The sequence below is a fragment of the Daejeonella sp. genome (assembly GCF_049655485.1).
Classification (GTDB): Bacteria; Bacteroidota; Bacteroidia; order Sphingobacteriales; family Sphingobacteriaceae; genus Daejeonella.
Window position 1 is genome coordinate 1 of the sequence record NZ_JBASJU010000033.1, and the last position, 9,753, is coordinate 9,753.

Annotated in this window: 12 protein-coding genes and 1 pseudogene; 1 reads left to right on the forward strand and 12 read right to left on the reverse strand. The window is 43.1% G+C overall.

Annotated features, from left to right (window positions below; all coding sequences use genetic code 11):
• The first annotated feature begins 456 nt into the window (after positions 1–456).
• Complete coding sequence (locus WBJ10_RS01540; protein ID WP_276348984.1) at positions 457–684, forward strand: hypothetical protein; 228 nt, start codon at positions 457–459, stop codon at positions 682–684.
• Positions 685–864: 180 nt separating this feature from the next.
• On the opposite strand, the gene WBJ10_RS01545 is transcribed toward WBJ10_RS01540, so the two are convergent.
• The 12 genes and pseudogenes from WBJ10_RS01545 to WBJ10_RS01600 all read right to left on the reverse strand — a co-directional run.
• Positions 865–1,065, reverse strand: coding sequence for a hypothetical protein (locus tag WBJ10_RS01545; protein ID WP_276348983.1), 201 nt, complete (start codon positions 1,063–1,065; stop codon positions 865–867).
• Positions 1,066–1,295: 230 nt separating this feature from the next.
• Positions 1,296–2,174, reverse strand: a complete 879-nt coding sequence (locus tag WBJ10_RS01550) for a hypothetical protein (protein WP_276348982.1) — start codon at positions 2,172–2,174, stop codon at positions 1,296–1,298.
• 46 nt (positions 2,175–2,220) lie between these two features.
• The gene (locus WBJ10_RS01555; RefSeq protein ID WP_276348981.1) at positions 2,221–2,553 is read right to left on the reverse strand and encodes a hypothetical protein; all 333 of its coding nucleotides are present in this window, start codon (positions 2,551–2,553) and stop codon (positions 2,221–2,223) included.
• A gap of 31 nt (positions 2,554–2,584) precedes the next feature.
• A complete protein-coding gene (locus WBJ10_RS01560; RefSeq protein ID WP_424287800.1) occupies positions 2,585–3,223 on the reverse strand; it encodes a hypothetical protein in 639 nt (212 codons plus the stop codon).
• A 2-nt stretch (positions 3,224–3,225) separates the two neighbouring features.
• On the reverse strand, positions 3,226–4,032 hold the full coding sequence (locus WBJ10_RS01565) for a DUF4099 domain-containing protein (protein ID WP_276348979.1): 807 nt from the start codon (positions 4,030–4,032) through the stop codon (positions 3,226–3,228).
• A 22-nt stretch (positions 4,033–4,054) separates the two neighbouring features.
• Entirely contained in the window at positions 4,055–5,242 is a 1,188-nt protein-coding gene (locus WBJ10_RS01570) for an ArdC family protein (RefSeq protein ID WP_424287801.1), read from the reverse strand.
• Positions 5,229–5,390, reverse strand: coding sequence for a hypothetical protein (locus WBJ10_RS01575; protein ID WP_276348977.1), 162 nt, complete (start codon positions 5,388–5,390; stop codon positions 5,229–5,231). The genes WBJ10_RS01570 and WBJ10_RS01575 overlap by 14 nt, the downstream gene beginning before the upstream one ends.
• Positions 5,391–5,395: 5 nt before the next feature.
• On the reverse strand, positions 5,396–5,932 hold the full coding sequence (locus tag WBJ10_RS01580) for a M23 family metallopeptidase (RefSeq protein ID WP_276348976.1): 537 nt from the start codon (positions 5,930–5,932) through the stop codon (positions 5,396–5,398).
• A complete protein-coding gene (locus WBJ10_RS01585) occupies positions 5,929–6,357 on the reverse strand; it encodes a hypothetical protein (RefSeq protein WP_424287802.1) in 429 nt (142 codons plus the stop codon). Before WBJ10_RS01585 ends, WBJ10_RS01580 begins: the two co-directional genes overlap by 4 nt.
• Before the next feature lie 49 nt (positions 6,358–6,406).
• A complete protein-coding gene (locus WBJ10_RS01590) occupies positions 6,407–6,835 on the reverse strand; it encodes a hypothetical protein (protein ID WP_424287803.1) in 429 nt (142 codons plus the stop codon).
• Between the two features lie 100 nt (positions 6,836–6,935).
• Complete coding sequence (locus WBJ10_RS01595) at positions 6,936–8,975, reverse strand: TraM recognition domain-containing protein (RefSeq protein ID WP_276348973.1); 2,040 nt, start codon at positions 8,973–8,975, stop codon at positions 6,936–6,938.
• Positions 8,976–9,123: 148 nt separating this feature from the next.
• Positions 9,124–9,753 (reverse strand): annotated as a pseudogene (locus WBJ10_RS01600) (hypothetical protein); the annotation flags it as partial.

A 9,753-nucleotide genomic window follows, 5' to 3' on the forward strand; every position in this document is an offset into this window, starting at 1 on the left:
CAAGTATATAAATACCGTTTCTATGTTTCGCGCGCAACTTATTTGTTATCACCCTGAATATTTATTTAGTAAACATGCCTATTACTGAGTCTTATTGGGGTTATTTATTACAGCGATCTGGGATAAATACCAGTCGTCCGATGCTATTAACAGTTTATTGACGCACTGTAAGGAACGATTATTTATTTCGATAACACCCTTAGCTTCGATATAGACTTTTGTCATATATTTAACGGGGCGGCTTTCTGAATAGCAATTGTCCATTGCCGTATCTGTGATCAACAGGCAATGCTCTGGGGATCATTGTCTCTAATAAATTATTGTTTTCTTCAAACACCTTAGAATACAAAATCAGAGTATCGATGAGCCATTTACTTTGTTGTTTGTACTAAATTTCGTAAATTTGAGTAAGCGTTATCTATTGTAATTTGGTTAGCTAATTAAAGCAATAAGGCTATGAGAACAATACTTCTTTTCCTACTCACCTCAATTATCGTTACCGGCATTATGCTGGCCGGTATAAGCATGAAAAATTCCACGATTGCTGTACCTGTTGCTTTTGGTGTATTGTTTCTGCTTGTGTTATATATTAACTCCAGATCGAAAAAACGCGCTCAGCGTAAACAGAAAGAGCGTCAGTTCGAGCAATGGATTTATGACCAAAAGAAACGTCATTCATATTAATTTTTCTTTTTTTAGCTGGTAAATAATTTTCTTATTCACCTTCCAATTTCTCATGTAAGCACCCGTTTTTTGTTGCTCCCAGAGCAATGTTTTTGCATAGCCCATAATAGTTATTGGGAGTTCGTAATCTTAATGTACCCATGCTGGAAAAACTTAAGTGTAAACTAGATCTGAGTTTGGTCAGAGGATATCATTTATGGTAAAATCCACTGGCTTATCATCGATTAACAGTGTAATCCGGCAATTGTAACCGGGGGTACCCATACTTTCAACCTTGAATCTTTTGCCTGACAAATTATAATAGGGAGAGACTGGATCCAGATTTAGCGTAGCTGTTCCGGATGCTCTGACCCGGTCGACCTTTTGTAGTAAACGTTTCATTTTATAAGATTTAAAGTGGTAGTGATCAGCGTCCAGGCGGGCGGGAATGATAAAGCCTGGCATGAACAGCCCAGCCGTTTGAAAAACGGGAAGTTTAGGGCTGTTCTTTCCAGGCTTGGGTGCCTGAAGGTGTGCGGGACTTCCGGCGCTAAAGCGTACCCAGCGTAAACATGGTACATATGCGCAAAGGGATATCCGCTCTCCTGCAAGTCAAGGGAAATTACTAGGACTTACCTCCCTATAGTTTTGGCGCTTGCTAGTTCCGGCTCTTGCTTCCACGGTTGTTCCGTCTTTTCCGGAGCTGACTGGGTTACAGCATTTTTTTCATTTTTTACCCCAGCTGAAGTTTCCGCTTTTGCGTTTTGAGCAGCCGCTCGTTCAGGAAAGATCTCTTCATCGCGGATCTCTCTCCCGTTTTTATCGTAGATATCAATGGTTTTCATCTGAGGGTTAGCTGCAAGCATTACCGGTATTGATTTTTTTCCGATTGTAAGTTCCGCATCCTGGAAGTTGCCATATTTCAAGGTTTTTAATACTTCTTCTTTTTTGATTGCATCTTCTAAGCCTTTCAACGGATATTTAGCCAGGCTATCCGACAAATTGTATTGGTATTCGGGGTAGAATGTGCGTAATGGATGGTTACCGTAAGCATCCGTAACGTCAAGATTTAATTTAAACCACACCTTTGTTTTCTCTGGCTTTTCAGCATTTTTTTCTTCGCTGTTCTGTTTTGGATAAACATCCTTTTCAAAAGATAAGCCAGATAATAGTTTCCATGCCTGTAAAGCCGTGATACGATGATCTCTTTCCAAGTCAAATGTTTGTATGCGCGGCACAGGCTCTCCTTGTTTACGGAGAGTAACCAGGTAATCATTCAGGAAGTACATATCGCTTTCTTTGGCTTTGTTAAAATTCAGTTCAAACCGAATATGGTCTGTTCTTGGTATGTTCTGATCTTTTACTTCAGCGGGCCTATGAGTATTGTTTAAACCCAAGGTAAACCGGGGAATCTCCCGGCGGATAGCAGTTTCCAGGACATCATTAAGCCGGGTTCCAAAACCCAGGTTATCCAGAACTTTTTTAAGGTAATCGAGATTTTTTTCGTTCATGATAATTTGATTTTAATAAGTGAATAAATAGAAAATTGAGTGATGATTAAAAGAGGCTCATTTGATTGGTTGGAGATCTAGGCTCATAGCCGTTTTCTTTGGCCAGCATCTCACCAATTTCGGTTACAAGCTGCTGAACTGTTTCATTGGTGGTATCTTCCAGGAGGACACTGTGAAAGAAATGTGAACGATATCCAGTTTCGCTGATAATTTTAGAGTCAGAGCGAAATTCGATGTGGCTAACCAGCGGACCTTCATCTTTGAGCTTTAGTTGCTCTTCTTTTATTCTTGGCCAGTAATAGGCATAGTTCACATCAACCGCATGGCCAAATATGTTTACTTTCAACAACGTGTTGATCTTAAATTGCTCTGGAATCATAAGTTTAGTGTTTAGCGCTGTTATCTTTTTATCAAGGTGCTTCTTTGAGAAGTTCAAGAAAAGTGGTAAACCCTGCTTTTGGTTTATGGGTACGGATGCCTGCCCGAAGACTACATTTCTGTTCAAAGAAGTGAAGAGAAAATATTGGCTCGGGTATTCGGAAAGTCTTACTGTTGTACTGTGCAATAATTATATCCTGATGCATATGAAAATCAGCATCCTTTCCTTTAGCCCATAAAGCAACTTTGCAGTCCGCGATCCTTCCTAATACATCATTTCCAAAAACAGTATGCAGACGGGCGTTAGGAAATCTGGATCGGAGCATCTCAACCTGACTGGCTACAGGGCATAGACCAAGCGCTGAAAATGCAACGTTACCTGGCTTTGCCAGCCAGTCTGTATTCATGCTACAAAAACTTAGGACTTCTATCGCTGAATAAAAAAGAAAGTTATGTTTGACTGTATGTGGATGATGAGCACCCGCACACCAAATCCCGGTTGTTGACGGAATAAGGCTACCATATGCATTTATGACTTCCCTTTTTTTTCGGTTAATTGCCTGATCTGTATAGGAAAACTGTAATTCTGTTTCAGAGCTTACTTCCAGCCAAGGTTCAAAAAAATGCTGCACTGGGGACTTGATACCCAAAGCCGCTAAAAAAGGGAGCATGATTACCTGGAGGTTCCACGTCCGTACCCCCGATTATGCTGTGATTTACGATTATTGTCCTGAAGCCGAACATCAGGATTTGGTGGCATGTTCTCAATCCGTTGTTTTTCAATTTCCCTTCTTGCCTGATTATAGGCTTCAGAATATTCGTCCTTTTGGGGATTAGGATTATTTAAGATATTCCGGAGACCTCTTATAACTAAATAGGAAAGACCGCCATCTAATAGTACAGAAAGCACCAGTGCGGCACGGTCAGATAGTATTCCTTTTCGTTCACTAGCCCGATGCTGTAATAATGTTCCATCGGAAAGCTGTACGGGGCCGCCATTCCGATACAGTTCCTTTTGAATATCCGAAAGTGTCTCCCCATTAACTTTCTCCGGTACTTTGACCCTATCGGGGTCATAGGATATAAATTCCTTGGTTTCAGGATCGTATTCGATCACCCAGGACTTTTTCTTACCCTCCGGTGTATGGTAGGTTTTTTGAACATTGCTGAGCGTACCAAGTTCCAACTGGTCGGCTTCTACATCTACCAGTAAAGGATGTTTCTGCGCTTCTTTGTAAATTGGATGAAGTTGAATTGTTATCTTTCCTTCCGGCGTTCTGTCCAGTGATAGTTTGGCGTCCAGTCTTTCGATACGAAAGCCATCACTTTGCAGTTCATTAAGAGTAATGAGGTCTGTTCGCCTGCCGGATAGCAAGGCATCCAGATCTTCACGTTCAAGTATTAGGCTACCATCCCGGTAAAGCCCCAGCTTTTCCAGATCAGTTATTGGCAGTTCCTTTTCAAAAAATATAGTTTCCATAAAGAAGGATTAAAGGGTTTGTCTAACGTTTAATGCCATAAGCCGCAATCTCAGGCTCTGGTGTTTGTAGTGGTTCGATAGTTTTTTGGACGGTTTTACCTGTAGCCAACTCCTGTTTAGCATGAAGTAAGGACCCATAAAGACCATCAGACCTGGAAAGGATAAAAGTGTTTCCATTGCTCTGATCTTCCATGCGGAGGCGGCCGTGTTTTAAATGCCCCTGAACTTTATATACAGTTTCCTTATAGGGAATTTCATCACCTATAGATAAGAATTTGGTGCTTATTTCTGCTTTTATTTCCTGCTTCCTTTCTATACTGCTCAGGTAGTTAAAGATTTTTTCGGCATCAGCAGCTGCACTATGGATCTCAAAGGGAGTTTCTTGTAACACCTTAATCCAGCTATCAACGTAAGCGGCATGCTGCGCTGGGTCATGGCCGATCCGGAGTTCCTGACCAATCAATAAGGAGGCGATCTCTGCCCGGAGTTCTTCACGGGCATAATCTTCAGTCCCGAACCTGTTCATGATACTCCGATCCAGACGGTCTGTATGCCCAGTCCAGTGCCCCAGTTCATGCAGGATGGTTGCGTAGTATTTACTTGGCTCATCAAATTGTTCGAGGAGAGGCATAGTAATCTGATCAGCTAATGGGCTGTAGAAAGCCCGGTCTCCTGCCCTGTGATGAATGACAGCCCCGGATTGTTTAATAAGGCTTTCTGCACGCTCAAGAGGATTCCAGGTTGAAGACTTGGTGTCTTGCCTTTCAAGAGAAGGAATGCCGTTTATCTGTTCAGCATTAAAAACCCAGGCCGAAGTAATAATCGGTTTATCGAGTTTTAAATTTATTTTCACGGCCTGCCCCTGTTCATTCAATACCGGTTTCCCTTTTTCATCTCGCTTGGTCTGTTGATCCGTCGTTTTAACAAATTGGATCATAGTGCCTTTTTCACCTTTTTTAACTTGCCAGTCACTGGCTGCTGCCTGCTTAAAGGTCATCCATCGTGGATCTTCCCTCTCCGCAAGCAAAAGCATTAATGTATTGATGCCTTTATAGCGATTACCGGTCTGGACATTATAAGGCAATTCAAAAGCTGGCAGATTTTCGCTGCTCCAGGGTTTTTGCCAGGGAGCAGTTCCTGCCTTAAGCTGTTCGATCAATTTTTCGGCGACCTGAATATGCAGGGCTTTTGCTTTTTCACCGGCCATCATCTACCTCCTCTTCTGCGGGCAAAAAATCGGATTGATCTACACCATAAACGGCTGCTTCATCTGGGTTTAAATCGATAGTTTCACCCTCTAGCAATTGATTGAGTTTATTCTCAAGTGATTGCTGGGCTTTCTTTAAATATTGTTTCATAAGTCTTAGTTTTTAGTGAATGGTGGGCTGGATACCTGTTGCTCCATTGCTCCTTTGAGAAAAAGCAACGGATGGATATACTTATCACCGAACACGATACTGAAATGCAAATGTTCCCCGGTCGCTCGTCCTGTGGATCCGGTAATACCAATCGGCTGACCGGCCAAAATCGTCTGATCAGTTTTGACAAGCGAATGAGAAAGATGCCCGTAAATGCTTTGAATATTCCCGTGGCCTATTCTCACATAATTGCCCAGAATGGGATGTTTGCCTGTTTCACAAACTATACCATCCATTATACTATAAACAGGGTCATTTCGGGCGGCTAGGTCCACCGCACGGTGAAAATCTGGTTTGCCAAGTATCGGCTGAATACGCCATCCAAAAGATGAAGTGACGATCAAATGTGCTAAGGGCAGACTGATATTGACTCCAGGAACGCCTGGCCGGTGAATATCCTGGGCGGTAATTTTTACTGGTGACAAAAGAAGCAGAAAAGTAATGCAGTTGATAACGCCTTTACCCCCAGCGTTCCAGTTCATCGGCTTATATTTGGACTTTGACCACGGTCTTGTTCATCGGTATAGCCACGGTCGATCCAGTCATCTACGAATACTATGGAAGCGATACGCGCAGTTTCATTACTGATAGCAAGTTCCAATGCTTCTTTTATCTGACCTGAAGCTTGCAGTGCATAGACGTCAAGAATTCCCACGATATCCTTACTATCCAGATAATCTATTCCATAAATAGCGGAGCGAAGGCTTTCCAGTATTAAAGATGCTGGCTTTAATAAGAATAAAGCATCAGAGCTGTATAAGCCTATATTATTGTCATCAAAACGCACAAATACCTCATCATTCTCATGCACGACATTTGTAATCGTTCCCGTCTGCCCCTGCCTGTTAGCAGGATCCTGGGTCAGGTTGGGATGTACCATAACCACTTTATCTACCAATTCATCCATAACAATTTATTCTTTATAGCAGTTCATAAGTTTTAATAATTAAAACAACCTAACGAGCGTGAACAAAGTCCCGCTCTTCAGCCTGGATTTGTTCCCTGATTGGGTTGAGCTTATCCTGTAAGGGTATTGTGCTGTGAGATAAAGTCTGATAACTGGTCATAGCCAGTTCCAATGCATCTTTAATCTGTTTGGGTGAACCCGCTTCCAGGAGCATACTGATCCGTAGCATGGCCTTAAAATCCTGGGCATCCAGTTCCTGAACGTGGTTTAGCAGATCTTTATAGATTTCATTGTGTGGTTTTAATACAAGCAGTGCATCGACCGAATACAGACCTAAAGGCCCTTTGCCAAAACCCACAAATACTTCATCTTGTCCAAGATCTGCTGTGGCAACAATTCCAACATGACCCTGACGGTTCACAGGATCATTCATAAGCTCTGGGTGAACCAGAACTACAGTACCAGTTAATTCTTCCATGATAATTTGTTTTTTAAGGTTGGAAGGAGGGCTTCGCCGTTCTTCCATAACTTTAATTTTTAAGTGAAAAATGATTGAGTATCTTAAGCCGGAAAAAGACTTATTTTCTGAAGCCAGGCTTCATAGATCCTTTTGAAGTTGGGGCAGGCTGAGGCGCTGCCATAGGTTTAAACTGCCTGACCATCTCCTGTACTTCGCTATTTATCTTATTGAAATTTTGTAGCAGTACTTCTTCTTTCCGGCCTTTAAAATCATAGTAAGCAGGAAGCTCACGATATGCCTGTTCTTCTTTTTTGATCGCTTTTAAATCCAGATGGATTCGGCAGTTAACAGCGGAGGTTTCGTACTGGCCAGTAAACTTTTCTACCGCATCGGCAGCAAGAATGCCAACCATTTCTCCTGCTTTTAAAGAGGCGATCTTTCCGGCAGGAATCAAAGGCTCGAGTTTTTCGTTCAGGGATACAGATGTTTTAGTCCTGTCAATAGAGAGGCTTTCGCCTACTTGTTTAACCTTGCCAAACAGCCGCTCCAACCATTCCAGCGTTTCTTTATTTCGTACCGACCCTGAAAGTACATTACCTACTACAGCTGTTATGGTTGCGGCAGTTTCCTTTCCATATTGCTGCTTTAGCTGAGGCAATTCCTGAAGTCCCAAAAGAACAGCGGTCAAATTGGATCTGGCCTGGGCGATTAGATTTTCGATTTTATGGCAGTATAAAGTGGGTGCCTCATCTATTACCAAACCTACCGGAATATTACCTCTGGAATTGACCAGCCGGGTTATCCGGTTAAGAATAACCGAGTAACAAGCCGAGTTTATACTCTGAGTATTTGGGTCATTTGCTAGTACAAGGACTCCCGGATGTGCCGGATCGCTGATCTTCAGATCGAAGTCATCACCGGAAAATACCCAAAAGGTTTCTTTAGTGGCCAGACGGCTAATAAAGATCTTAAGTGTTCCAACCTGACCTTCCAACTGATCAAAAGCACGAGCTTTATAGGCAGTCATAAAAGGGGATAGCAATGAAGCAAGTTCCTTATTGCTAAACAAGGTGCTGAATATGTCCTCATAAGACAGGTTAAGGAAAGCAAGTACATGAGGAAAACTTGAGTATTGCCCTCCATTATACTTACTGAAAAAGTAAATGCACGAGGCAAGGAAGTTGATGGCTGACTGGGTAAAAAACTGATCACTACCTCCTGATTTATCTCCTTTTTTCATCGCCTCGACCAGACCTTCAGCGGTTTCAGACGCATCAGCCAGGGTAGATAAATAAGCTGCCCGCCAGGGATTCAGACGCCTGCTTTTCTCTGGTTCACTAAGGTTGACTACGTGGAATTCATAATTCTTGCATTTTCCGTTTTGTTTAGCCAGTAAATAATGATAGTAAGCAACTTTACCCAGATCCGGAAACTTGAAATCGTATAAACATAACGTGAAGCTATTGGCCAGAAATTGCCTGATCACAGGCATTACTACGCCAAAACTTTTACCGCTGCCGGGTACTCCGCAAAGCAACGTTCCCCGAAATACGTTTTCCAGTACGATATAACCTTTATGGACTTTCTTCTTGTAATAAAATAATGTTGGAATATTAACTGCATAGGGAGTAATCTTTGGTTTTGTAGCCTGCATAAAGGATTCGCCCTCGACATTCCATTTATCCTTGCCCAAATTGGAGCTTATGATCTTAGATACATTATCCATTGCAACATGTATCAGGATGGCACCCAAAAAAGCGGATGCTATATACCCGATATCATACCAGTTCGTGTTAGGGAGAGGAACTCCGGCGGTTTTTCCATAGAACCAAAGTCCACCAATAAAAATCAACAGGCCTGCGGTTAGCGGATATACAATGGAATTTTTAGGGTTCAGGTCTTTTTTCTTCCGGCTGAGCGTTCCAACGGACACCAGGCAGATCAGGATCAGCGTAAACAGTTTGCTGTTCAGCGGATGGTGGTAGATAATGATCCTGTCGATGCGTTCTAAAAAATGGGAAAGGCCGTAGCGCACGCTCGCGGCATTGCCGATGATCTTGTGCGCATAAACGAACAGCAGGATGTCAAAGGCTACCGAAAGGTAAATACCGAATTGCAGGAAGCGATGCAGTGACTGCTGCTCTTTTGTTTCCTCCATAATAAGTGATTTAGAATTGTTCGATTAATTTTAAATTCCCCTTCCGGGCTGCTGATGCATGTCCATTGCATAGAGATCATGGCGTAATTTATCGAGCACCAGTTCCCCGGTATCCGGGATCGCCCTGGTTGATTCACAGCGTAATGCCTTACCGTTTAAAATGCTGGTGGTTTTGCCCGGCATCACGGTTCGCCTCAAAAAGGAAAGCAAAATTGGTCTCGGCCAGTGGAACGATAGCTGCCCTTTGTTCCGCACGGAAATTATAGCGATCCAGATAATAGCCATCCTGTTTTTTAAAGTACCGCGCCAGCCCTACCGGGTCTAAATGGACAATACTTGGGGTCTGTACTGCCAAAACCCCGTCAGGGATCCCTGTCGCCCGCCAGTCGGGATGAAAGACCGATCGCGTCGAGGGGGAATAAAGAAAGGTCGCTTTTACATCATGTTCGTAAGGACTGATCTCATTCAGGGATATGGACGTTAACGGATCATCTTTGAGCCTCAATTGCCAGAGCCGAACGTCGATATAAAAGGTATGGCCGGCCATTTCTATGGTGGGGAGTTTCCCCATGAGCCGGTCATTCAGCTCCTGGTTCGCCAGTTGAAACCCGTAGCCGTTCTCCCGGCTTTCCAGGTTGATCCGGTCGCATTCTTCGTCCGAAGGCGTTTGAGCTAAGGCCGTCAATTCTTTAGGAAGCAGAATGAGTTCACGGTCGTCGCTAAGATGATTGTGCTGCTCCCAGTCGTATATCATCACGTGTTGGCCCCTGAACTTGGG